Origin of the sequence: Pseudomonas sp. NPDC078416, assembly GCF_050268485.1 — a bacterium.
Taxonomy (GTDB): Bacteria; Pseudomonadota; Gammaproteobacteria; order Pseudomonadales; family Pseudomonadaceae; genus Aquipseudomonas.
In genome coordinates this window covers 662275-687811 of the sequence record NZ_JBNNGV010000001.1, presented here as the reverse complement: position 1 = coordinate 687811, position 25537 = coordinate 662275, and the positions used below count along the sequence as shown (strand labels likewise).

18 protein-coding genes are annotated in these 25537 nt (G+C 61.8%); 12 read left to right on the top strand and 6 right to left on the bottom strand.

Translation table 11 applies throughout. The annotated features are described in order from the left end of the window. Positions 1-149: 149 nt before the first annotated feature. Positions 150-5075, bottom strand: coding sequence for an alpha-2-macroglobulin family protein (locus tag ACQKEN_RS03025; RefSeq protein WP_427683546.1), 4926 nt, complete (start codon positions 5073-5075; stop codon positions 150-152). A 139-nt stretch (positions 5076-5214) separates the two neighbouring features. On the opposite strand from ACQKEN_RS03025, the gene ACQKEN_RS03020 reads away from it, so the two are divergent. Beyond that, a complete protein-coding gene (locus ACQKEN_RS03020) occupies positions 5215-6555 on the top strand; it encodes an MATE family efflux transporter (RefSeq protein ID WP_427683544.1) in 1341 nt (446 codons plus the stop codon). Here the strand turns inward: ACQKEN_RS03020 and ACQKEN_RS03015 are convergent. The 5 genes from ACQKEN_RS03015 to ACQKEN_RS02995 all read right to left on the bottom strand — a co-directional run bounded on the left by ACQKEN_RS03015 (position 6545) and on the right by ACQKEN_RS02995 (position 11800). Continuing rightward, a complete protein-coding gene (locus tag ACQKEN_RS03015) occupies positions 6545-7438 on the bottom strand; it encodes an alpha/beta hydrolase (RefSeq protein ID WP_427683542.1) in 894 nt (297 codons plus the stop codon). The two genes, ACQKEN_RS03020 and ACQKEN_RS03015, sit on opposite strands and share 11 nt — an antisense overlap. Positions 7439-7528: 90 nt before the next feature. After that, the gene (speA, locus tag ACQKEN_RS03010) at positions 7529-9442 is read right to left on the bottom strand and encodes an arginine decarboxylase (RefSeq protein ID WP_427683540.1); all 1914 of its coding nucleotides are present in this window, start codon (positions 9440-9442) and stop codon (positions 7529-7531) included. 182 nt (positions 9443-9624) lie between these two features. Further along, on the bottom strand, positions 9625-9996 hold the full coding sequence (locus ACQKEN_RS03005; protein WP_346626794.1) for a translation initiation factor Sui1: 372 nt from the start codon (positions 9994-9996) through the stop codon (positions 9625-9627). 163 nt (positions 9997-10159) lie between these two features. After that, complete coding sequence (locus ACQKEN_RS03000; RefSeq protein ID WP_427683537.1) at positions 10160-10705, bottom strand: NUDIX hydrolase; 546 nt, start codon at positions 10703-10705, stop codon at positions 10160-10162. A gap of 3 nt (positions 10706-10708) precedes the next feature. Further along, positions 10709-11800 (bottom strand): DUF2333 family protein, encoded by a 1092-nt coding sequence (locus tag ACQKEN_RS02995; RefSeq protein ID WP_427683536.1) that lies wholly within the window; start codon positions 11798-11800, stop codon positions 10709-10711. 338 nt (positions 11801-12138) lie between these two features. Between ACQKEN_RS02995 and ACQKEN_RS02990 the strand changes: the two genes are divergently transcribed. The 11 genes from ACQKEN_RS02990 to purD all read left to right on the top strand — a co-directional run bounded on the left by ACQKEN_RS02990 (position 12139) and on the right by purD (position 25461). Further along, positions 12139-13803: a diguanylate cyclase gene (locus tag ACQKEN_RS02990; RefSeq protein ID WP_427683534.1), complete on the top strand. Its 1665-nt coding sequence runs from the start codon at positions 12139-12141 to the stop codon at positions 13801-13803. A 115-nt stretch (positions 13804-13918) separates the two neighbouring features. Beyond that, positions 13919-15715 (top strand): protein-disulfide reductase DsbD, encoded by a 1797-nt coding sequence (locus tag ACQKEN_RS02985; protein ID WP_427683532.1) that lies wholly within the window; start codon positions 13919-13921, stop codon positions 15713-15715. Between the two features lie 152 nt (positions 15716-15867). After that, complete coding sequence (gene aroQ, locus ACQKEN_RS02980) at positions 15868-16320, top strand: type II 3-dehydroquinate dehydratase (protein WP_074890452.1); 453 nt, start codon at positions 15868-15870, stop codon at positions 16318-16320. A gap of 80 nt (positions 16321-16400) precedes the next feature. Then, the gene (accB, locus tag ACQKEN_RS02975; protein ID WP_427683530.1) at positions 16401-16856 is read left to right on the top strand and encodes an acetyl-CoA carboxylase biotin carboxyl carrier protein; all 456 of its coding nucleotides are present in this window, start codon (positions 16401-16403) and stop codon (positions 16854-16856) included. A 17-nt stretch (positions 16857-16873) separates the two neighbouring features. Continuing rightward, positions 16874-18223: an acetyl-CoA carboxylase biotin carboxylase subunit gene (gene accC / locus ACQKEN_RS02970; RefSeq protein WP_427683529.1), complete on the top strand. Its 1350-nt coding sequence runs from the start codon at positions 16874-16876 to the stop codon at positions 18221-18223. A 175-nt stretch (positions 18224-18398) separates the two neighbouring features. Beyond that, a complete protein-coding gene (prmA, locus tag ACQKEN_RS02965) occupies positions 18399-19277 on the top strand; it encodes a 50S ribosomal protein L11 methyltransferase (protein WP_427683528.1) in 879 nt (292 codons plus the stop codon). Positions 19278-19332: 55 nt separating this feature from the next. Beyond that, positions 19333-20718: a DUF3426 domain-containing protein gene (locus tag ACQKEN_RS02960; protein WP_427683527.1), complete on the top strand. Its 1386-nt coding sequence runs from the start codon at positions 19333-19335 to the stop codon at positions 20716-20718. Between the two features lie 276 nt (positions 20719-20994). Next, on the top strand, positions 20995-22008 hold the full coding sequence (gene dusB / locus ACQKEN_RS02955) for a tRNA dihydrouridine synthase DusB (protein ID WP_122533752.1): 1014 nt from the start codon (positions 20995-20997) through the stop codon (positions 22006-22008). Further along, on the top strand, positions 22005-22325 hold the full coding sequence (gene fis / locus ACQKEN_RS02950; RefSeq protein ID WP_007907419.1) for a DNA-binding transcriptional regulator Fis: 321 nt from the start codon (positions 22005-22007) through the stop codon (positions 22323-22325). The genes dusB and fis overlap by 4 nt, the downstream gene beginning before the upstream one ends. Positions 22326-22403: 78 nt before the next feature. Then, positions 22404-24011: a bifunctional phosphoribosylaminoimidazolecarboxamide formyltransferase/IMP cyclohydrolase gene (gene purH, locus ACQKEN_RS02945; protein WP_427683526.1), complete on the top strand. Its 1608-nt coding sequence runs from the start codon at positions 22404-22406 to the stop codon at positions 24009-24011. Positions 24012-24165: 154 nt separating this feature from the next. Beyond that, positions 24166-25461, top strand: coding sequence for a phosphoribosylamine--glycine ligase (purD, locus tag ACQKEN_RS02940; RefSeq protein WP_427683525.1), 1296 nt, complete (start codon positions 24166-24168; stop codon positions 25459-25461). Positions 25462-25537: the final 76 nt, after the last annotated feature.

Genomic DNA, 25537 nt, shown 5'->3' with positions numbered 1-25537 from the left:
GTTCCCGAGCGGCGCTGATCGTTCCCACGCTCCGCGTGGTAATGCCGATGCAGCCCAAGACGCTCCGCGTCATCTGACGCAGAGCGTCGACCGAGGTGCTACCACGCAGAGCGTGGGAGCAATCCGGCCCAAGCGCGATCACCTTTCCCCTACTTCTTCCCCTTCACCACCAACTGCGCCGGCGCTTCGCCCAATGCCTGCCAGTTCGGCCGATACATCGACTCAACTTGCGGCGGCGGCACGCGGTACACGCCCGGCGTCACAGCCCGCGCCAGATACAGCAGGTGAACGGTATTGAAGCCCTCCAGGTCCACCGCAGCCACATAGCGATCGCCGCGGAATTCCTGATGCTTCACGCCGGCGTTTTCCATCGATTCGCGCCATTGCTTCACCGACTCGCTGGCGTCCTCCAGACTGGCTGAGCTCTGCGCCAGATTCTGGTTTTCGATCTCCAGACCGGCCGGCAGCAGGTCCACCACCAACGCATCGGGCACACGCTCCTTGGCCTTGATCTCAAGGTGCACCAGGACCAGTTCGCCGCTCTTCAAGGCATTGAGGTTCAGCGCCGCGCCGTCCATGCCCAGGTAGTCGCGACTGATGGACAGGTTCTCGCCCCCGGCCGCAGGCGGCTGCGACGGATAACCAGAAATCGTCATCTGCTGATACAGCGTGTCGCCGCCGGTGTTCTGCACCGTCAACGGCGCCGCCAGCACTGAACTGTCGAGCTTGACCCCCGGCTGGTCGTTGCTCAGCTCGCGGTTATTGCTACCGCTGGTCAGCGTCGCCGCCCATTTGGCTTCTGGCTTGCCGAGCAGATCGCGACCGGCGAGGAACAGCGAGTTGCGCTCCTGAGTCGACAGATAGCGGTTCGCCGCGACCTGATCGGACAGCGCAAACAGCCGCTCCTCGACTTTCTCCGGTGCCAGTTTGTTTTCTTCCAGCAGTGACAGAATCAACGCCTGATCACGCAACGGACTGCCGTAATCGGCGAGCCAGTCGTTGGCCTTGCGCCCGGCCGCCAGCCCGGCGAGCAAGGCCTGATCGGCGCGTGGTTTGTCGCCCATTTTTTCCAGCGCGATGGACAACTGCACCAGCGGCAGGCCCGATCGCGCATCGCTGCGGCGGTCAAACAAGCTGCGCAGCGCACCCAACGGCGCCTGCTGACTGCGCGACAACACCAGACCGGCGTAGGCCTGCACGGCGAAGCGGGTGTGGTCGGCGTTTTCGCTGTAATTCACCTCGATCTGATTGCGCTCCTGCAAGTAACGCAACAGCCGCTCATTGGCTTTCTTCAGCGCGTCCGGTGGCACGGCAAAGCCTTGATCGCGAGCACGCAGCAGGAAGTCGGTGACGTACGCCGTCAGCCAGTATTCCTCTTCGCCGTCCGCCGCCCACAGGCCGAAGCTGCCGTTGTAGCGCTGCATACCGATCAGTCGCTCGATGCCCAGCTCGATCTTGCGCTTGCGGTCGGTATCGGATTCACCTTGCAGGCCAAGACGCTTGAGCGTCGCGGCGTCGGCATACAGCGACGGGTACAAGCCGCTGGTGGTCTGCTCCAGGCAACCGTAGGGATAGGCTTTGAGCGCGCGAATCTGTTCGCCGAGGTTCAGCGGCGGACGGCTCGACACCGACAGCAACGCCTCGCGCCCTGCCGGCTCGAACGCCTCGAGGGCGCCGTCCGGCAGGCTCCATGCCTGATCCTTGAGCACTGCGCGGTATTGCTTGAGCATCGCCGGGTACGCAGGGCGTACGCCGATGGTCCACTCGCGACTGAAGGCCGGCAGGTTCTCACCCGGCAGGTCCAGACCGTTGACCGTCACCCGAATAACGCCCTGACCGAAACCGCCCAGCGCCTTGACCGGAATCTGCAACGTGGTGCGTTGCCCCTGATTCAGGCTGACGGCTTTGGCGCTGTCGCCCTCAGCCAGACTCAACTGCCCTTCCGCCACGACCTGCACGTTGAGCTTCTGCGCTCTACCGGACAGGTTCGACAGGTCCAGCGCCACCTTGGTCTGGTCGCCGCCCGCCAGGAATCGGGGTGCCGACAGCTCGGCAATCAGCGGCGCCGCCACCACGGTTTTGGCTTCGGCCATGCCGTAGCGCTCGTCAGTCCAGGCCTGGGCCATGATGCGCAGCTCGCCGTTGAAATCCGGGATGTCGACGCTGACTTCCGCGTCGCCCTGCTCGTTCAGGGTCACCGGCGCGCTTTGCAGGGCGACGATGGTGACGCTGGTTTCCGGGCGCTTGCCGCCTTTGGCCAGTGCCGCGTCACCGCCGAAAGCCAGGCTGGCAAGACGATTACGCCCGGCCTCGATCAACTGCCCGTAGATGTCCAGTTGGTCGGCGCCGTATTCCTTGCGCCCGAACATCGCCGCAAACGGATCGGGCGTGGCGTACTCGGTGATGTTGAGAATACCCACGTCCACCGCAGCGACCAGCACATGCACGCTCTTGGGGATCGTGCCGTCGGCGTTCTTCGCATTGACCTTCAGTTTGAGCGGCTGCTTGGGCCGCATCTTCTCGGGTGCCGTGACGGTCAGCGCCAGCTTGCGCTGCGAACGGTCCAGCGGCAGGTGCAGGACGCCCACGGCGCGTTTCGGCGTGACGTTGGCTTTGCGCTCACCCGGACGAATCACCAGCGCGCTGACATAGAGGTCATGACGCGCCCATTTCTTGTCCATCGGGATGTCGTAAGTTTTGCCTTCAGCGGGCACGTCAATCTCTTGCCACCACAGCGGCCCTTCGCTGGACTCCACCAACAGATAGCCCTTGCCCGCCGACGGTGGCGTGACCGTCACTTTCGCGGTGTCGCCGTCGGCATAGGCCGGTTTGTCCAGCGCCAGCTTGACCTGATCGGGACGCACGGCGCCGCCTTCGGCGTTGTCCTGCCAGCGGTAACCGGCCCAGAAACGCACACTGCTGATCAGGCCGGTGGCCGGATCCTCGACTTCGACGCGGTACGGGCCCCACTCCACCGGGAAGCTGATCTTCGCCGTCGAGTCTTTCTTCACGCTGAGGGTTTCTTCGGACAGGTTGAGAAACTTCTCGTTGAAGTGATAGCTCCAGCCATCGCTGTCAGAGTAGTTCCAGTAGTAATCGCGGCGCTCGCGGACCAGCCGCACCTTGAGGTTGTCGGCGGCCAGTTTGTGGCCCTGGGCGTCGGCCATCAGCACTTCGAACTCAACCGGGCCGTCGCCGTCGGTGGCTTCGCCATCGAACAAACCACGCAGGCCTGGCATTGCGTCAGCTGGCCAGACCGGCTGGGTCAGTCGCCGTGTGATCGGACGTCCACCCGACTCCTGCAAACTGGCCTGCAACACCAGCTCCAGCGGCGAACGGGCCTTGGCCCACTGGCTGTCGATACTCAGGTCAAGCTTGCCGTTGGCATCCAGCGTGCTGTCTTCGATTTCCAGGTCCTGCTTGAGGTCTTCCTCGGTCACCGAACCAAACTGGTAACCCGGCAGACCGGGAACCGCTTCACGCAGAGGACGCACATACAGCTGACCGTTCAGGCGATTGCCCGACGCCGGCGCGCCGTAGAGGTATCGACCGGTGATCGCCACATCGAACGGCGCGTCAGGCGCCAGCGGGGTGTCGCTGCCCTTGAGCTCCAGCGCCATGCGCTCTGGCAGGAAATCCTCGACCTGGAATTCATACAATTGCGGCTTGCCGTCACCCAGATCAAACACCAGTTGCCAGCGACCTGTCGGCGCTTCTTCCGACAGCTGCAATTGATATTGATACAGCCCGGTGGCGTCAGCGTCCCACACGAACTTGCGGCTGACCTGCTCATCCGGGCGACGCACTTCCACGGTGATCGGCTGAGGTTTCACGCTCTTGCCGTCGCTGTCACGCAGCAAGCCATTGAGCAGCACCACTTCGCCCGGGCGATAGAGATCGCGCGGGCCGAAGATGAAGAACTGCAGCGGGTGCGCCTTAGGGCCAGTGATGTCGAATTCCGCCAGATCCAAAGCGGCGCTGTTCAGGCGCAGCATGCTGGTCTGCTCGCCTTGATGGGCCAGCAGCACTTCGGCCTTCGCCGGCAATGGCAGCTCGGCGTGGCCGGCGTTGTCGGTCTTGCCCTGGCCGATCACACGGCCTTTCTCGTCATACAGCTCGACGTCAACGCCACTCAGGGCTTTGCCGCCTTCCAGTGCCTGGGTGAACACGTCCAGGCGGTTGGCGTAACGGTGCGCCGACAGACCAATGTCGCTGAGGGTGAACAGCGTGGCCGGTTGCGTGTAGTTGTAGGTCCCCGAAGCGCGCATCACAGCCAGGTAAACGCCCGGCTGTTGCAGTGGCTTGAGCCCCGAAATCGGCAGCAACACGGTTTCGCGGGTGTTGCGCGCAGGGTTCAGGTCGAAACGGCCGCTGTAGACCAGATCAGCCAGGGGCAGCAGTTCTTTGGACTGGTAACTCTCAAGGCTGGACGAGCCTTCCCACGAGCCCAGAAACGCAGGCAGCGACTCAGGCTTGATACGGAAGAATTCGACGTCCACTTTATCGACGTTGAGGGCAATGACCGGCAGCCCCTCAGCGAGCCGGGTTGGCAGCAGACTGCCGCGACTGGCGAAGCCCACCGTCGCTTGCAGATCAGCCGTTTCCAGCCGCGCGGAATACTCGGCCGCCAGGGTGTTGTTGTTCACCGCCACCAGGCCCGGATCGATGGTCAGCACCAGCTTGCGCTTGGGCTCAAGGTGACGCAGGCGCAGCTCCATGAGGTTGTCCGACAGCTCCCAGGCGCCATCGACCTTGCCGTCCTTGCTGTCGACCAAGTGCACTTTTTCAGCGAATTTCTGATCGGGATTCAGCGGCACCGAGAAGCTCAACGACAGCGTGCTGGCGCCATCGAGCTGAACTTCGGAGACGTCCACCACCGTCAACTCGCGCCCGGCGTACCGCTTGCTCAGCGCGGGAATATCCACCGCAGGCTTGGGCTTGGCATCGGCGGGTCCCGGTTGCGCAACTGCCGCAGCAGGTGGGGCGGGGACAGCCGCGGGCTTGTCGGACGAAGAGGAATCGCAGGCACTGAGCAGTACCAGCGCGCAGGCCAGGAACAATCCTTTGTTTAGCATGAGGCACTCATTTGGACGACAGCGATGAGGGAGCAGAAGTTATAGCACCGCTTTGGCAATCGTAAAGCGCGGCGCGCAGATAGACCGTGGGTTTGTGCGTTTGTTCTCGCTACACTCGCGCGCTTGCCCGGGAGCCTTCATGTCCAACTTCTTCAACGACTGGCGTCAGCGCGCCACGCATCGGCAGGTGTGGGCGCTGGCGGCGCCGATGATTCTGTCGAATATCTCCGTGCCGCTGGTCTCGCTGGTCGACAGCACGGTCATCGGTCATCTGCCCCACGCCCACCAGCTCGGCGCTGTGGCGGTCGGCGGCACGCTGTACAGCTTTCTCGCCTGGGCGATGGGTTTTCTGCGCATGGGCACGACCGGCTTTGCCGCCCAGGCCGCCGGGCGCAACGACGGCGCGGCATTGCGCCAGGTGCTGTTGCAGGGCTTGCTGCTGGCGATGGGGTTTTCTGTGCTGCTGGGGCTGATCGGCTTGCCGTTCCAGCACCTGGCGCTGGAAATGATGCAGCCCTCGGACGATCTCAACGAGCTGACCCGCGATTTCTTCCATACGCGGCTATTTGGATTGCCGGCAGCGCTGGCGAGCTACGCGCTGGTGGGCTGGTTCCTCGGGCTGCAAAACGCCCGGGCGCCGCTGGCGATTCTGCTGACCACCAACCTGGTCAACATTGGGCTGAACCTGTGGTTCGTCATGGGCCTGGACTGGGGCGTGGTCGGCAGCGCACGGGCGTCGGTCATCGCCGAATGGACCGGCGCCCTCCTCGGCCTCGCCCTCACCCACAAAGGCCTGCGCGCCTATCCGGGGCAGTTGGCAGTGTCCGCGCTCAAGCGCTGGCAGAGCTGGCGGCCGCTACTCACAGTCAACCGCGATATCTTCATTCGCAGCCTGATCCTGCAATCGGTGTTCTTTTTGATCACCGTGCAAGGTGCGCGATTGGGCGATGCCACCGTGGCCGCCAATGCGCTGCTGCTCAATGGGCTGTTGCTCATGGCGCACGCGCTCGACGGCCTGGCCCACGCCGTTGAAGCCCTCTGCGGTCACGCCATCGGCGCACGGGACCGCGACGCCTTGCGACGCTCTTTGAATGTCTCTGGAGGCTGGTCACTGATCTGCAGCGTCGCGTTTGTGGGGCTTTTTCTGCTGGGCGGGCACCTGTTCATCGAGATGCAGACCGACATCACCGCCGTGCGTGACATCGCTTTCGTCTATCTGCCCTATCTCGCCGTGCTGCCCTTTATCGCGGTCTGGAGCTATTTGCTCGACGGCCTGTTCATCGGCGCCACACGCGCCCGCGAGATGCGCAACGCGATGATCGTCACGGCCTTGATCACCGCACCGTTCGCCTGGCTGGCAAGCGGGTTCGGCAATCACGGGCTGTGGCTGGTGTTCCTGCTGTTCATGGCATTGAGAGCGCTGACACTGGGGTATCTGGCCAGACGCTTGAATCGCAGCGGCGGATGGTTCAACGGCTGACCGAGGCGCTCGACACCTGCGCCTGATCCTGAGCGTGGATAAATGCTGCGACCTCCTCCAGCACCGGCGCGAGGCTGCGCAACGGCCTGGCCAATGCGCCCACCAACGTGCGGTGGCTGGTGCGGGAAAAATACACCTCGCGCACTGACACGCCCTGTGCGCGCAAACGACTGGCCATGCCCCCCGTGTTGCGTTGCGGGTTCACCTCCGTATCGTCGGCGGAAGCGATCAGCAGCGCCGGCGGTGAAGTTGCGCTGACATGGTTGATCGGCTGGGAGTCAGGTGGCGAATTCGGGAAGTAAAACACCGGCTTCACCTCCGCGTCTTCGATGGGCAGAAAATCATAGGGCCCGGCCAGACCGATCCAACCCTTGATGATGGAAGGCGTCGTGCCCGCTGCCGCCAGCCATTGCGGGTCCAGAGCGAGCATCGCGGCGTTGTAGGCCCCGGCACTGTGGCCCATTACATACAACTTTGCCGGATCCCCGCCGAACTGACGAATGTGCGCGCGGGTCCAGGCCACTGCCTGGGCGCTGTCCCGCAGCAGCTCCTGATAATGCACTTGCGGGTACAACCGGTAATCGGCGAGCACGGCAACGATGCCACGGGACGCGAGCGCCTCCCCGACGAACGCGTAGTCGCCCCGCGATCCGCTGGTCCAGCTGCCGCCATAAAAGAACACGACGACCGGCGCGTCCGGCACTGCATCTTTAGGCGTGTAGATATCGAGTTTATTGCGCGGGTCCGGGCCGTACGCCAGGTCGGACGTTCTGCTGAACGTGCTGCTCGGGGTAAACGCGTTGAGCACCTTCAACGGCGAACAGGCCATCAACAAGGTTATCAGCCAGGCGGTGAACACAGCTTTGAGCGCCAGCTTGATCATCGTTCGTGCTCCCTAAACAGTGAAGGACGCCTTACTGTGCAGCCAACGAAAACGGGCCACAAGGGCCCGTTTTTTTGAGTCGCTACATCATCACGACGACAGGTAGGAAGACCGCGTCAGGCCCAGGCGCAAGGCATCCAGAAACTGGGTGCGTTCACGCGGGGTGATCTTGGCGCTGGCCACTTTGTCCCGGTAATGGGTCATCAGCTCTTCCGGCGACAAGTGCACATAACGCAGCATGTCTTCGATGGTGTCGTGGGTTTCGATCCCGGCCGAATACGCACTGCCATCCTGATTCTGGTAGATGTTCACCGAATCGGTGTCACCAAACAGGTTGTGCATGTCGCCCAGAATTTCCTGATACGCGCCGACCAGGAACACGCCCAGCAAGTAATCCTCACCCTCGTTCAACGAGTGAACCGGCAGGCTGGTCTCGATGCTCTGCTCGTCGACGTACTGATTGATCTTGCCGTCGGAGTCGCAGGTCAGGTCTTGCAGCACGGCACGACGCAGCGGCTCTTCATCCAGACGATGCAGCGGAATGATCGGCAGCACCTGATCGATCGCCCATGTGTCCGGCAGGCTCTGGAACACCGAGAAGTTGCAGATGTACTTGTCGGCCAGCTTGTCGTTGAGTTCGTCGAGCACCTGACGATGGGAACGCTGGCGGGCTTTCAGCGAGTTGTGCAAACGACGGCACACCGCGAAATAGCACTGTTCGCCCAAGGCTTTCTGCGCCAGAGTGATCTTGCCGTCGGAATACTGGGACGCGATGTCGCTCATGTAGTGCGTGGCGCGCCAGTAGGTCTCGGTGACCATTTCGATGTCGGTCGGGCCGAGCAGATCGATCAGCCACTGCAGGGTTTCCGGCAGGTTTTCCTTGTCGGTGATCTCCGGCACTTCGTCGTTGTGACGCTCGACGTCTGTCACCTGGATCACCAGCATGGCGTGGTGCGCGGTCAGCGAGCGGCCGCTTTCCGAAAAGATGTGCGGATGCGGCAGGCCCTGCGCGTCGCAGAACTCCTTGAGCATCCCGACCACGACACCGGCGTAATCGTCCATGTCGTAGTTGATCGAACTGGCGTTGCGCGAATGCGTGCCGTCGTAGTCCACACCCAGACCGCCGCCCACATCGATGTGGTCCACCGGCAGGCCGAGGTTGCGCAGCTCGCCGTAGTAACGAATCGCTTCCTTGAAACCGTGTTGGTAGTCAGCCAGGTTGGCAATCTGCGAACCCATGTGAAAGTGCAGCAGACGAATGCCCTGATCCAGCCCTGCCTTGGTGAAGCGGTCGACGACCGACAGCAGCTGCGCGGCGGACAGCCCGAACTTGGACTTCTCGCCACCGGTGTCGGCCCACTTGCTGGACGCCAGGGACGACAGGCGCACACGCAGCCCCACTTGCGGCGCGACCTTCAGCTCGGCGGCTTCTTCGATGACCAGTTCGACTTCGGATTCTTTCTCGATGACGATAAAGACGTTGTGGCCCAGCTTCTGCCCCATCAAGGCCAGACGAATGAATTCGCGGTCCTTGTAGCCGTTGCAGACAATGGTGCCGCCCTTCGGTGCCAGGGCCAGCACGGCCATCAGCTCAGGCTTGGAACCGGCTTCGAGACCAATGGAAACGTTTTGCGTGGCGATGATGTTTTCCACCACCGCTTCCTGCTGGTTGACCTTGATCGGGTACAGCGCGGTGTATTTGCTCTGGTATTCCAGACGGGCGATGTTCTCGTCGAACGCACCGGTCAACTGACGCACACGGTCCTGCAGAATGTCAGGGAAGCGCACCAGCAATGGCAGGGACAAGCCGCTCTTGCGCAGCTGATCGACCTGCTCGTAAAGATCGATGGGCGAGCTGGTCGGCCCGTTGGGGCGAACTTCAACGCGGCCGGCTTCATTGATTGCGAAATAACCGGCCCCCCAATGACGGATCCCGTAGACACTGCGGCTGTCTGCCACGGTCCATTGGCTGCCATCGTCTTTGCGTGTGCGTCGTACGGACATCAAAGTCCCCTATAGAAAAGTCATAAAGCCCCGGCCTGACCGGCTGGGCGCAGTGTAGAGCGTGGAAATGACGGTTTGGCGCCTGCTCGCTGTGGGGTAATAGACCCGCGTTGCGCAGCAGAGTTTGCATGGTGACTGCGGCCAGACCGACGACAAAAATAAACGGGCTTGAAACCGACGGCTCAACCGCCCGACTTTTTCGCCTTGAAACCCTGCTTGACCAACTCGGCCAACAGCGTTTCGACGTGGTCACCCTGGATCTCGATCACGCCATCCTTCAGCGCGCCGCCGGTTCCACAACGTTGCTTGAGGGTTTTTGCCAGGTCCTTGAGCGCGTCCTCGGCCAGCGGAACGCCGGTGACGGTCGTCACGGTCTTGCCGCCGCGGCCTTTGCTTTCGCGGCGCACGCGGGCGATGCCATCACCTTGCGGGATGAGCGTGCTTTTGCAGGTGCAGGCGTCGACGGGCTGACGGCAGTCGGGACAATGTCGACCGGCATCGGTTGAAAATACCAGGCCACCGAGGGCGGCGAAGGATGCGGCTTTTTTGGCCACCGGCAATCCTCTTGTTGAGGAGCGAAGTCTGGCCGACGGGAGCCGACCGCGAAGCCCCACTCAGGCAGGGGCGGCGCTACCGGATCGCAAGGACGGTCCGGCGTGAAAAGTCGCGCAGTGTAACGGCAAAAGGCGCCGATGCTAAGTGCAAATATGCGCCAATTTACGGAACATTTGCGACGCCTTCCAAATAGCGCTTGAAGGCGGCCAACGAGTCCGGGCAGTAAGGCTTTTCAGTGGTTTCGCGCAGCACTTGGTCGATGCTGAGAAAGCGGGCTTCCAGTACTTCTTCCGGCTGCAGTTCAAGCGGCCCGTCCCAAACCGCCGAGAACACCGCGCACCACAGCCGGTTGTCCGGCTGATCGAAGAAGAAACGTTCGTGAGCCGTAAGCGGCACGCCGGAGACGCCCAGCTCTTCCTCCAGCTCACGCGCTGCTGACAACTCGTAGCTTTCATCGGCCTGGACCATCCCGCCCGCCGCCACATCCCAATAGCCGGGATAAATCGCCTTGCTCAGCGTGCGTCGATGCACACACAGCTCGCCAGCCGAATTGAACAGCAGGATGTAGGTGCCGCGTCCGATGAGACCGCGCTCGCGCAGCTCTGCCCGGGGCAGCGCGCCGAGGGATTGATCGTGACGATCAACCCAGGCAATCAGCTCGGCGTCGGAGGCCGCACGGTGGGCAGCCTCTTGATCGGAAACACTCATCGATCAGCCTTGGGACAGCAGCTGACGCAGGTCAATCACCGCCGCGTTGGCACGGGACAGGTAGTTGGCCATGACCAGTGAGTGGTTGGCGAAGATGCCGAACGGGCTGCCGTTGAGGATCATCGGGCTCCAGACCGGCTCTTGCGAGGCCTCCAGTTCACGAATGATCTGACGCACGCTCACAGTTGCATTCTTCTTCGCCAAAACATCGGCGAAATCGACTTCGATTGCGCGCAGCAGGTGCGACAGCGCCCAGGCCTGACCGCGTGCTTCATAGAAAACGTTGTCGATCTGCATCCATGGGGTTTCAACAATTTCTTCGTCAACCTGCGGCACTTCGCCCGGCTTGACCGTGACCGTGGACTGCGCCTCGGTTTTCAGGGTGCTGTTCAGCTTGACCCGACCCACGCTGGCGGACAGCCGCTGGGACAGAGAACCCAGTCGCGTACCGACGTCGCCCAGCCAGTTGTTCAGGTTGTCAGCGCGGGTGTAGAACAGTGCGCCCTTTTGATTCGGGTCAGACAGGCGCGCCTGATAGCGGCTCAGCGCAGCAATACCATCGCGGTATTGAGACTCGCTCGAAGGCAGCACCCAGCTTTTGTTGTCGAAGTTGAACAGCGGCTCGGCGCGCGCCAGATCGCCGTCTTCGGCAGACTGCGACTGCGAGCGGGCGAAGTCTTTGCGCAATGCGCGGCTCAGATCACGGACCTGGACCAGCACGCCATATTCCCAGCTCGGCATGTTATCCATCCACAGGCCGGGCGGGGAGCGATCGTTGGAAATGTAACCGCCCGGTTTATCCAGCAAAGTGGACGCGACGGTCTTGAGGGTTTCGACGGTGGTGTAGCCCAGCACCATCTGCTTGCCTTCGCTTTGCGCGGCGGCCTGGGCTTGCTGCTGGACCGGAAACAGGGGCGGTTCGCTGCTCCACCAGATGCCGAGCACCACGGTGACGACCAGATAAATACCCACCACGACCCCGACGGCGCGACTGAACAACAGGCCGCCCCAATAACCGCGAGGCGCCTTGCCCATCGGCTTTGCGTCAACGCGTTCAGTTCCCGCGCTGCCCGAGCGCTTCTTCCAATCCAGCATGGCCTTGTCCTTTCAATCACGGAATTCAGTGCTTCTGACCGCAACCTTACAGCAAGGTGCGTTTGGCAGGGAATGTGGTGGCAGGTGCAATTGTTTAGCAACTGAGTCCAGCAGATCCTGAACGCCGCATTGTGTTTTCCGAGGCATTCCCGGCTGATCGCGCTGCCCTGGATTGAACCAACTGGTTCGAACACTCAAACGCGTTTAAAGATAGAAATTTGACGGATAAAACCGTCAAAAATGACGAGAAAATGACTTGCGGCGCCCTGACTTGGGAAAAGTAGTGCTAGCATAGCGCCATCATCTATACCGGGGTTTCTTTATAAAGAAGTCAGGACATGACCGAAGCAGACGATCCGAGCCGCGACCGGCTCAAACACCATTTTGCCCAGCGGGTTATCCATCAGGCTCGTCAGATTCTTGAGGTGTGGCAGCGCCTTCAGCGAAGTGAGTGGTCGGCAACGGACATGGCTGAACTCACCGAGGCCAACCAGCGCCTGCTGCGATTCGCTGAACGTTTCGAGCAGGCCGAGCACACGCAACTCGCCACCGCCCTCAACCTGGCATTGCTTGACGTCGAGGCAAACCGCGGCCGTTTGAGCAGCGCCCTCATTACCGATCTCAATCGCCTGATGCAACGCCTGTCCCGAACCGGCCTCAGGCACGGCGACCGACTTGAGCAAACCGCCCTGCCGCCCCTGCGCAAGCCGATTTACATCGTGCTGGAGGATCATGAACGCGGCGAGCGTCTGGCCAAGCAACTGGAATTCTTCGGCCTGAGCGCCCAGTCCCTCGGCAGCGTCGACACGTTCCACATGACCATGGCCGAGCGCTTGCCCGCCGCCGTCGTCATGGACGTGGATTTTGGTGGCCCGGGCCAGGGCCTGAAGCTCGCCACCCAGATGCAGGAAGGACTCGAGCAAAAACTGCCGCTGCTGTTTTTCAGCCATCACGAGACAGACACGCCCACGCGCCTCGCCGCCGTGCGCGCCGGCGGTGAAGAATTTCTGACCGGCACGCTGGAGGCCTCAAGCCTGCTGGAAAAAATCGAAATTCTGACCCGGGTCGCGCAGTACGAACCCTACAAGGTGCTGATCATCGACGATTCACGCGCCCAGGCCACGCACACAGAGCGCTTGCTCAACGGAGCAGGCATCGTCACCCGGACCCTTTTCGACCCAATCAAGACCATGTCGGAGCTGGCCGAATTTCAGCCTGACCTGATCATCCTCGACATGTACATGCCCGGCTGCACCGGCACCGAGCTGGCCAAGGTGATCCGCCACAATGACCGCTATGTCAGCGTGCCGATCATCTACCTCTCCGCTGAAGACGACCTGGACAAACAGCTGGATGCGATGAGCGAAGGCGGCGACGACTTCCTCACCAAACCGATCAAGCCTCGTCACTTGATCACCACCGTGCGCAATCGCGCGGCGCGGGCGCGCAACCTTAAAGCACGCATGGTCCGCGACAGCCTGACCGGCCTGTACAACCACACGCACATCCTGCAACTGCTGGAAGATTGCAGCTTCCGCTCGCGGCGAGAGAACAAGCCGCTGAGCTTCGCCATGCTGGACATCGACCACTTCAAGAAGGTCAACGACAGCCACGGTCACCCCATGGGCGACCGTGTGATCAAGAGCCTGGCGCTGTTCCTCAAGCAACGCCTGCGCAAGACCGACTACATCGGTCGCTATGGCGGTGAGGAGTTCGCCGTGGTCATGCCGGACACTGACCTCGAGGCGGCCCACGGGGTGCTCGACGAAATCCGCCAGCGCTTCGCCGAGATTCATTACCCCGCGCAGCCTGTGGATTTGTTCTGCACGTTTAGCGCCGGGGTGGTCGAAATTGCCGAGGACGACGACGCCCTGATGATGGCTTCGCAAGCGGACGAAGCGCTGTACCGCGCAAAAAAGGCAGGCCGCAATCAGGTGCACGGGCTCGAGGAGCGCGTTGCAGTGTCGCGCCTGAACAAACACACCCAGCCGGACACTGTTTGACCCCTGCGTCCTACAACATTTTCAGACCGAAGCTCACACCGAAGAATCACAGCCCTCCCTGCACGCCCGCGGCCACTCCGCTATCATGCGCGGACTTCTGTGATGCGAGACCGCCATGCGCCGCCTGCTTTGTCTGTTACTGCTGATCTGTGCCCTGCCCGCCGTCGGCGCGAGCTTTCTGGAGAACAGATCGAGCCCCACGCTAGGCGCCGCAGCAGTCGACAACAGCAAGGATTTCCTGCCGGTTCGCCAGGCGTTTCAGTTGAATCTGAGCGACACCACCCCTGACTCCATCAAGCTGCAGTTTGTCGCCACCGAAGGCTACTACCTGTATCGCCATCGCTTTCAGTTTCGCACCGAGCCCGCTGACATAGGCCTCGGCGCCGCGCAACTGCCGGACGGCGAAAAGAAACACGACGAGTACTTTGGCGACGTCGAGGTCTATCACGGCATTCTCGACGTCACCCTACCCCGCAAAGCCGGAGATACGCGGCCCTTCACCCTTGTCGTCACCTATCAGGGCTGCGCTGACAAAGGGCTCTGCTACCCGCCGGAAACCGAGCGCTTAAGCATCGGCAGCGGCGCGACCTCAGCAGCCGACGCATCTACTGCGGCGCCATCAGGCAACGAGCAACAGGTCCCGTCCTTCAGCTGGAAACAGCTGGCGCTGTTTTTCCTCGCCGGCGTCGGCCTGACCTTCACGCCGTGCGTATTGCCGATGCTGCCGATCCTCTCCGGGGTCGTCCTGCGCGGGCAGATCGGCGGGCTGCGCGGTTTCTCGTTGTCGTTGGCCTACGTGCTGCCGATGGCGATCTGCTTTGCCATCCTCGGCGCAGTGATGGGGATGTTTGGCGCCAGCCTGAATCTGCAGGCGCGACTGCAATCGGCGTGGGTGCTCGTGCCGTTCGCCGGGTTCTTTGCGCTGTTTGCCGTCGCCATGTTCGGCGCGTTCGAGCTGCGCCTGCCCCGCGCGCTCAATGACCGACTGGACCGGATCGCCGGCAATACGCAGGGCGGCTCCTTGTGGGGCGCGGCCGTTCTGGGCGTGGTTTCCAGCCTGCTGGTCTCGCCTTGCGTCTCGGCTCCCTTGGCCGGCGCACTGCTTTATATAAGCGCCAGCGGCGATGCGCTGGGCGGGGCCTTGAAGCTGTTCGTTCTGGGCCTGGGCATGGGTGCGCCGCTGGTGCTGGTGGCAACGGGCGGCGCAGCGTGGCTGCCTAAAAGCGGGCCGTGGCTGGTCGCGGTCAAGAATGCCATTGGCGTGCTGTTGCTGGCCCTGGCCATCGGCTTGCTGAGCCGGGTGATTCCGGGGCAGGCCACGTTGCTGTTGATCGGGCTGTTAGGGGCCGGCGTTGCGATCTTTCTGGGTGCGTTGGAGTTCGGGCAAAAGACCACGCGGCGCCGCCTTGCTCAATTGCTTGGCCTGTTCTTGCTGGTCTACGCCCTCGCATGCTGGTACGGCGCGCTGAGTGGTCAGACCGACCCGCTGCGCCCGCTGGGTCAGTCCGGGATCGTTTCGGGCACGGCTCAACCGACCTCAGAAAGCCGCTGGCAGACCGTGAGCCAGGCCAGCGAGCTGGACCGGATCCTTGAGGCGTCCAGAAGCGCGGGCCAACCGGTGCTGGTGGACTGGTACGCCGACTGGTGCATCAGCTGCAAGGTCATCGAGCGTGAGGTTTTGCCGGATCCGAAAATCGTCAGTCAGTTGGGCGCTTTCAGGCTGATCCGTTTCGACATGACGGACAGCAACGCCGAGCAACGCGCCTTGCTGGATCGCTACAAACTGTTCGGCCCTCCCGCGCTGCTGTTTTTCGGAAAAAACGGCAACGAGCTGGAAAACGTGCGTGTCGTCGGCGAAATCGACCTTGAAGCGTTCGCAGAGCGGCTTTCTAGAGCAAATGACCAAATTTAGCGTCATGGTCACAAACTTCGCGCGAACATCGGGCATCGTGCTGAATATTGTGGGTAACTGGACAGTCCATCGTAGTTTCCGGCATAGTCGCTGCCCATCAGCGGCTCACTCTGTACGTGAGCGTCGAAAACGCGAACAACAAGGAACACTCGATGGCGACTTTTCTGGTTCTTCACGGACCTAACCTGAACCTGCTGGGAACCCGGGAACCCGGGATCTATGGCTCGATCACGTTGGCCGATATCAACCAGGATCTGGAACAGCGCGCGCGCGAAGCCGGTCACCACCTGATGTACCTGCAGAGCAACGCTGAATACGAGCTGATCGATCGCATCCACGCTGCACGCGATGAAGGCGTGGATTTCATCCTGATCAATCCGGCTGCTTTTACGCACACAAGCGTTGCGATACGTGACGCGCTGCTGGGAGTGAGCATCCCATTCATCGAAGTGCACCTGTCAAACGTGCACAAGCGCGAACCTTTCCGCCATCACTCCTACTTTTCAGATGTTGCTGTAGGTGTGATCTGCGGCCTTGGCGCCAGCGGTTACCGACTGGCCCTGGAGGCCGCCCTGGAACAATTGGCCAAGAGTTCGAAAGCGTGAACGGCACAGTCCCGTACTGAGCCTGACCGCCGGAACCGGCTACCAAATCCCCCTGACCGTCCCTTGGGAGTTGATGATTAATGGATATCCGTAAAGTCAAGAAACTGATCGAATTGCTGGAAGAGTCCGGCATCGACGAACTGGAAATCCGTGAAGGCGAAGAATCCGTACGGATCAGCCGTCACAGCAAGACTCCAGCACAGCAGTATTACGCGCCTGCCCCGGTTGCCGCTCCAGCACCTGCCCCGGTTGCAGCGCCAGTGGCGGCTGCCGCTGAAGCCCCTCCTGCTCCACAGCACGCCGGCAACGTCATCAAGTCGCCAATGGTCGGTACGTTCTACCGCACCCCGGCGCCTGGCTCGCCAGCGTTCGTTGAAGTCGGCAAGACCGTCAAGAAAGGCGACACCATCTGCATCGTTGAAGCGATGAAAATGATGAACCACATCGAAGCCGAAGTCAGCGGCACGATCGAATCCATCCTGGTAGAAAACGGTCAGCCGGTTGAGTATGACCAGCCGCTGTTCACCATCGTTTGAACCGGGGAGAGCCTGCGATGTTGGAAAAAGTCCTGATCGCCAACCGCGGCGAAATCGCCTTGCGCATCTTGCGTGCCTGTAAAGAACTGGGCATCAAGACCGTCGCGGTCCATTCCACGGCAGACCGTGAGCTGATGCACCTTGGCCTGGCAGACGAAACCGTCTGTATCGGCCCGGCGCCAGCCAATCTGTCGTACCTGAACATTCCGGCCATTATTTCGGCTGCTGAGCTGACCGGCGCCACGGCGATTCACCCGGGCTACGGTTTCCTCGCGGAAAACGCAGACTTTGCCGAGCAGGTCGAGAAATCCGGCTTCGCGTTCATTGGCCCAAAAGCCGAAACCATTCGCCTGATGGGCGACAAGGTGTCCGCCAAGGACGCCATGAAGCTCGCCAAGGTGCCAACCGTTCCCGGTTCCGACGGCCCGTTGCCGGAAGACGAAGAAACCGCGTTGCGCATCGGCCGTGAAGTCGGTTATCCGGTGATCATCAAGGCCGCTGGCGGCGGCGGTGGTCGCGGCATGCGCGTAGTGCACAAGGAAGAAGACCTGATCGAAGCGGCCAAGCAGACCCGCGCCGAAGCGGCTGCCTGGTTCAGCAACCCGATGGTGTACCTGGAGAAGTACCTGACCAACCCACGCCACGTGGAAGTGCAGGTGATTTCCGACGGTCAGGGCCAGGCAATTCATCTGGGCGATCGTGATTGCTCCCTGCAGCGCCGCCACCAGAAGGTTCTGGAAGAAGCACCGGCACCCTTCATCGACGAACAAGCCCGCAAGGACGTGTTCGCGGCCTGTGTCAAAGCCTGCATCGACATTGGCTATCGTGGCGCCGGCACGTTCGAGTTCCTGTACGAGAACGGCCGTTTCTACTTCATCGAAATGAACACCCGTGTTCAGGTGGAGCACCCGGTTTCGGAGATGGTCACCGGTATCGACATCGTCAAGGAGATGCTCAGCATCGCCGCCGGCAACAAGCTGTCGTTTACCCAGGATGACGTCGTCATTCACGGGCATTCGCTGGAGTGCCGGATCAACGCCGAAGATCCGAAGACCTTCGTCCCGAGCCCGGGCCTGGTCAAGCATTTCCACGCGCCAGGCGGTAACGGCGTGCGTGTGGATTCGCACCTGTACAGCGGCTACAAGGTTCCGTCCAACTACGACTCGTTGATCGGCAAGCTGATCACCTGGGGCGCAACCCGCGACGAAGCCATGGCGCGCATGCGTAACGCCCTGGATGAAATCGTGGTCGACGGGATCAAGACCAACATCCCGCTGCACCGTGATCTGACCCGCGATGAAGGCTTCTGCGAAGGCGGCGTCAATATCCACTACCTGGAACACAAGCTGGCCGCTGAAAAGCATTGATCCGCCAGTAACGTGCTGCAGACCAACAAAGCCGCCCTCGAGCGGCTTTGTTGTTTTTAGTGGGACCGCGTCACTGCCACACCCGCTTTGTTGTTTGCCCGCGAACCCCGTAAACTTCCCGGTCTTTCGTGGCCGTCGGCCGCCTTTCAATTTTTCAACTCGAAGGTCATCCGCCATGCCTTGGCTGCAAGTCCGTCTCGCCATTAGCCCAGAACAAGCCGAAGCCTACGAAGACGCCCTGCTCGAAGTCGGCGCCGTATCGGTGACGTTCATGGACGCTGAAGACCAGCCGATCTTCGAGCCAGAGCTGAACACCACGCCACTGTGGTCGCACACGCACCTGCTGGCGCTGTTCGAAGCCGACACCGATGCCGATCACGTGCTCGCGCACCTGAGATTGCTCACCGACGCCGAGCTGCCGGAACACACCCATGAAGTGATCGAAGATCAGGACTGGGAACGCAGCTGGATGGACAACTTCAATCCGATGCGCTTCGGCCAGCGGCTGTGGATCGTGCCGAGCTGGCACGCCGCGCCGCAGCCCGATGCGGTCAATCTGTTGCTCGACCCGGGCCTGGCGTTCGGCACGGGTACCCACCCGACCACCGCGCTGTGCCTTGAGTGGCTCGACGGCCAGGACCTCGCCGGCTGCAATGTGCTGGATTTCGGCTGCGGCTCCGGCATCCTCGCCATCGCCGCGCTGTTGCTGGGTGCTGAACAGGCCGTCGGCACCGACATCGATGTCCAGGCCCTTGAGGCGTCCCGCGACAACGCCGGCCGCAACAACGTCCCGGCCGAGAAATTCCCGTTGTACTTGCCCGAAGACCTGCCCCAGGTGCCGGCCGACGTACTGGTGGCCAATATCCTCGCGGGCCCGCTGGTTTCTCTGGCGCCGCAGTTGGCAAGCCTGGTCAAACCCGGTGGCCGTCTGGCGCTGTCCGGCATCCTTGCCGAGCAAGGCGATGAAGTCGCTGCCGCCTACGCTGATACCTTCGAGCTGGACACGATCGCCAACCGCGAGGGCTGGGTACGGATCACCGGTCGTCGCCGCTGACAGCCAGTTGCCCTAAGATCCAACCATCAGGCGCTCTTTAACCCCGGATACCCGCATGACCGACAGTTTCGTCACTCAGTGCCCGCATTGCCAGACCAGTTTCCGCGTCAGTCACGCTCAGTTGAGCGTGGCCCGAGGCATGGTGCGCTGTGGCTCATGCCTGCAGGTGTTCAACGCCGCGAAACAGCTGCTGGAACAACGCGGCGGGACAACCCCGGAAACGCCGGTGCCCTACGCGCCAAACGTCGAAAGCGTTGAGAAAAAGCCGGAGGTCCTTGCCCCGCAGTCACTCGTCGTGAGCCAGCCAGCGCCGCTGCCGGTCAAGCGTGAAGAGCGTGAAGTCGATCTGGACAGCCTGGATCTGGACGATCTCGACGTGGAATTGGCCCGTCTCGAACAGCGCGAGATTCAGCTACCCGAGTCCTTCGGGCGGGTCAGCAAGGCGCGCGACCACGACGAAGTCGAATCCTTCAGCGCCCGACGCGACGAGCCTGATGTCGCGCAGGAGTCGTGGGCCCACGGCATGAGTCACGACGATGTCGACCGGCTGCCCGAACTGCGCGCCGAAGTCGTCGAGGAACACGAAGCGCATACCGACCACACGATAGACGAAGGCCCGCTGGACGAGCCGATCAACCAGCAGGAACGTCATCGCACCGAGCCGTCATTCTCGCTGACCCCCGACGATCTGGAAGACGAGCCCGCTCGCCCCCATACCCTGAAGCCTCAAGCTGAATCTGAAGCTGACGATCAGCCGTCGTCGGAACGCTTCTCTGCCCTGGACACACACGACGATCAGGATCGCCTCAGCGCCCGACACGATGATGAGGACGATGAGGTCCCGCGTGCGTCTGCCGACAGTAAACGCGGCAGCCGCAACGAACCGGGCCTGCGGGACAGAGCGCTGGTCGACCTGACGGATGACCCGCTGCAGTTGTCCTGGCAGAAACCCAAACCGCGCTGGGGTCGGCGCCTGCTGTGGATGCTGTTGATCCTGATTGCGCTGGGCGCGCTGGCCGGCCAGTACATTGCCTACCACTTCGAGGAGCTGGCGCGACAGGATCAGTACCGCCCCCTCTTCCAGGATCTGTGCCCGGCACTCGGCTGCAAGGTCCCGTCCAAGGTCGATATCAAACTGCTCAAGAGCAGCAACCTCGTCGTGCGTAGCCACCCGGAATTTCAGGGCGCGCTGGTCGTCGACGCGATCATCTATAACCGCGCATCCTTTTCCCAGCCTTTCCCGCTGCTCGAACTACGCTTTGCCGATGCGACGGGTCAGTTGATCGCCAGCCGTCGATTCAAACCGGGCGAGTACCTGAGCGGCGAGCTGGCAGGCAAGGACGAAATGCCGCCACAGACGCCGATCCATATCGCGCTGGACATCCTCGACCCGGGCCCCAAGGCGGCGAACTACAGCCTGAGCTTTCGCTCGCCGGAGTAAAACCCGGTGCTCGGCGGGTTTGTCCGCACCGAAATGCGGCACCTGCGCAAGACGGGATGCCCGAAATCCGACGACACTTTTATGACAATAGCGGCCAAAACCTAACCGTTCGCGTTAAGAACGCAACTGTTCAGATTTTATCCAATTCAGCCTTTATCCAGTCATCGAGAGCGGGTATCATGCCCACCCTTTTTCATACTCTGGGTCCCGTCTGAATTGGCGCTGAAGCACTTTTCGGACCAGACCTCGTGATTCGGCCCCACAACAGGTCACCCTATGTCGGCGGTACGCATCGGCCCTTACACATTGCAAAACGGCTTGATTCTCGCCCCGATGGCGGGTGTCACCGACCAGCCTTTCCGACAACTCTGTCGCCAGCTCGGCGCAGGCCTGGTGGTCTCGGAAATGGTCACCAGTGACATGAGCCTCTGGAACAGCCGCAAGTCGCGGTTGCGCATGATTCACGAAGGCGATCCCGAGCCACGCTCGGTACAGATCGCTGGCGGGGACCCGCAGATGCTTGCGGACGCAGCACGTGCCAACGTCGAACTCGGCGCGCAGATCATCGACATCAACATGGGTTGCCCGGCCAAAAAGGTCTGCAACAAGGCCGCCGGCTCCGCGCTGTTGAAAGATGAACAGTTAGTGACCGAAATCCTGCACGCAGTGGTCGCGGCAGTCGAGGTACCGGTCACGCTGAAGATTCGCACCGGCTGGGACCGGGCGAACAAAAATGGCCTGACCGTCGCCAGAATTGCCGAACAAGCCGGCATTCAGGCGCTGGCGGTGCACGGGCGAACCCGTGCCGATCTCTATACCGGTGAAGCCGAGTACGACACCATCGCCGCCATCAAGCAGGCGGTGTCTATCCCGGTATTTGCCAACGGCGACATCGATTCACCGGAAAAGGCCCGCTACGTCCTCGACGCGACCGGCGCCGACGGGCTGTTGATAGGCCGGGCCGCTCAAGGGCGCCCATGGATTTTTCGCGAGATAGAACACTACCTGCAGACCGGGGAAAAACTTCCGGGCCTGCCTGTCGGTGAAGTGGAACGCATTCTGCTAGAGCATCTGGCTGCGCTTCACACGTTCTATGGCGACGTGATGGGCGTGCGAATCGCTCGCAAACACGTCGGCTGGTACCTCGCAACGTTGCCGGGCGCCAGGGAGTTTCGCGCCCTTTTCAACCGTTTGGACGATACAGAAGCACAGTGCGCCAACGTTCGGGAGTTCTTTTCCCAGCGCGATAAATCCCGCCCAGCAGGGAACGAAGAAGAGGTGGCCGCATGACGATGATGACTGAGACTTTAGTGAGTGGAACAACACCCGTGAGCGACAACGTCAATTTGAAACAACACCTCAATACGCCGAGCGAAGAGGGTCAAACCCTGCGCGGAAGCGTCGAGAAGGCGTTGCACAACTACTTCGCTCATCTGGAAGGTGCGGCCGTCACTGATGTCTACAACCTGGTGCTCTCGGAAGTCGAGGCGCCGTTGCTCGAGTGCGTGATGAACTACGTCAAGGGCAACCAGACCAAGGCCTCCGAACTGCTGGGGCTGAATCGCGGCACCCTGCGCAAGAAACTCAAGCAGTACGACCTGCTGTAAGCATCCGAAAAACAAGCGACCTCACTTCAATGCGGTCGTTTTTTTTGCAAAATTCTTTTGCTTTTGATGGAAGTTGAGATGACCGACCAGACGACCCGCCTGCCGATCCGCCGCGCCTTGATCAGCGTATCCGACAAGACCGGTATTCTTGAATTCGCGCGTGAACTCCAAGCCCTCGGTGTCGAGATCCTCTCCACTGGCGGTACGTTCAAGCTGCTCAAGGACAACGGCGTTGCCGCGGTAGAAGTCGCCGACTACACCGGCTTCGCGGAAATGATGGATGGCCGGGTCAAAACCCTGCACCCGAAAATCCACGGCGGCATCCTGGGCCGTCGCGGCATCGACGACGCCATCATGAACGAACACGGCATCAAGCCGATCGATCTGGTGGCCGTGAATCTGTATCCGTTCGAAGCCACGGTTTCCAAACCGGGCTGCGATCTGCCGACGGCCATCGAGAACATCGATATCGGCGGCCCGACCATGGTTCGCTCCGCTGCTAAAAACCACAAAGACGTCGCCATCGTCGTCAACGCCAGCGACTACGCGCACGTGCTGGAAAGCCTCGAGGCCGGCGGCCTGACCTACGCGCAGCGCTTCGACCTGATGCTCAAGGCCTTCGAGCACACCGCGGCCTACGACGGCATGATCGCCAACTACCTGGGCAGCGTTGACCAGTCCGCTGAAACCCTGAGCACCGAAGGCCGCAGCGAATTCCCGCGCACCTTCAACGCTCAGTTCGTCAAGGCGCAGGAAATGCGCTACGGCGAGAACCCGCACCAGAGCGCAGCGTTCTACGTCGAGGCCAAGCCTGCCGAAGTCGGCATTGCCACCGCGACCCAGCTGCAAGGCAAAGAGCTTTCCTACAATAATGTGGCCGATACCGATGCGGCGCTTGAGTGCGTGAAGAGCTTCGTCAAACCCGCCTGCGTCATCGTCAAGCACGCCAACCCGTGCGGCGTGGCGGTAAGCCTGGATACAGAAGGCGGCATTCGTCAGGCCTACGAGCTGGCCTATGCCACCGACAGCGAATCGGCGTTCGGCGGCATCATCGCCTTCAACCGTGAACTGGATGCCGAGACGGCCAAGGCCATCGTCGAGCGTCAGTTCGTCGAAGTGATCATCGCCCCGAGCGTCAGCGCCGACGCTCAGGCCATCATTGCCAGTAAAGCCAACGTGCGCCTGTTGACCAGCGGCCAGTGGGACGCAGAACGCGCGCCGGCCTGGGATTACAAACGGGTCAACGGGGGCTTGCTGGTACAGAGCCGTGACATCGGCATGATCGGCGCCGACGACCTGAAAGTGGTCACCCAGCGCGCGCCGACCGAGCAAGAGATCCACGACCTGATCTTCGCCTGGAAAGTCGCCAAGTACGTGAAATCCAACGCCATCGTCTACGCCAAGAACCGCCAGACCATCGGCGTCGGCGCAGGCCAGATGAGCCGCGTGAACTCCGCCCGCATTGCTGCGATCAAGGCCGAACACGCCGGCTTGCAGGTGCAGGGCGCGGTCATGGCCTCCGATGCGTTCTTCCCGTTCCGCGACGGCATCGACAACGCTGCCAAGGTCGGCATCACGGCAGTGATCCAGCCAGGCGGCTCGATGCGTGACGCCGAAGTGATTGCGGCAGCGGACGAAGCGGGTATCGCGATGGTATTCACCGGCATGCGCCATTTCCGTCACTGATACGGTTTACGCTGTTGATCGTACCCACGCTCTGCGTGGGCACGCAGCCAGGGACGCTCCGCGTCCCCTGGACGCAGAGCGTCCACCAAGGCATTCCCACGCGAAGCATGGGAACGATCAGCCCCATAGATTCAGCGTTATTGAGGTTTTGGAAATGAATGTTTTAATCATTGGCAGCGGTGGCCGTGAACACGCTCTGGCCTGGAAGGTCGCGCAGGACGCTCGTGTCGAGAAAGTCTTCGTTGCCCCCGGCAATGCCGGCACTGCCACTGAAGCCAAATGCGAAAACGTCGCCATCGACGTGCTGGCGCTGGAGCAACTGGCCGACTTCGCCGAGAAGAACGTCGCGCTGACCATCGTCGGTCCGGAAGTGCCGCTGGTGGCCGGTGTCGTCGACCTGTTCCGCGCTCGCGGCCTGAAGTGCTTCGGCCCGACCAGGGGCGCCGCACAGCTGGAAGGCTCCAAGGCATTCACCAAGGATTTCCTGGCGCGCCACAACATTCCCTCTGCCGACTACCAGAATTTCACCGAAATCGAACCGGCGTTGGCGTACCTGCAAGAAAAGGGCGCGCCAATCGTCATCAAGGCCGACGGCCTGGCGGCGGGCAAAGGCGTGATCGTCGCCATGACCCTCGCCGAAGCGGAAGACGCCGTGCGTGACATGCTGGCCGGCAATGCCTTCGGCGACGCCGGTTCGCGCGTGGTGATCGAGGAATTCCTCGACGGCGAAGAAGCCAGCTTCATCGTCATGGTCGACGGCAAGAACGTGCTGCCCATGGCCACCAGCCAGGACCACAAACGCGTCGGCGACGGCGACAGCGGCCCGAACACCGGCGGCATGGGTGCGTATTCCCCGGCCCCGGTGGTTACCGCCGAGGTTCACCAGCGCGTGATGGATCAGGTCATATGGCCGACCGTCAGGGGCATGGCCGCCGAGGGCAACATTTACACCGGTTTCCTCTATGCTGGTCTGATGATCGACAAGGCCGGCAACCCGAAGGTCATCGAATTCAACTGCCGCTTTGGCGATCCGGAAACCCAGCCGGTCATGCTGCGTCTGCAGTCGAGCCTGGTGTCGCTGGTCGAAGCCGCTCTGGCGCAAACGCTGGATACGGTGGATGCTCAGTGGGACCCGCGCCCGAGTCTGGGCATCGTGCTGGCCGCCGGCGGTTACCCGGCCGACTACGCCAAGGGCGACGAGATTCAAGGCCTGGACGCTGCGGCCGCGTTGCCGGGTAAAGTGTTTCACGCGGGCACCGCGCTGCAGGACGGCCGCATCGTGACTTCCGGTGGCCGCGTGCTGTGCGCGACAGCCCTGGGCGATACTGTTGGGGATGCGCAGAAACAAGCGTACGAACTGGCTGCAAAGATTGACTGGAAAGGTTGTTTCTACCGCAAGGACATTGGCTATCGCGCCATTGCCCGGGAACGCGGCGAAGATCTGGCGTGAGCCTCGGCCCGATCGGCGACTCCTCGTTGAGTCGCTGATCGGTCATCCGGTGCCCCAGAGTTAACAGGCTTCATTC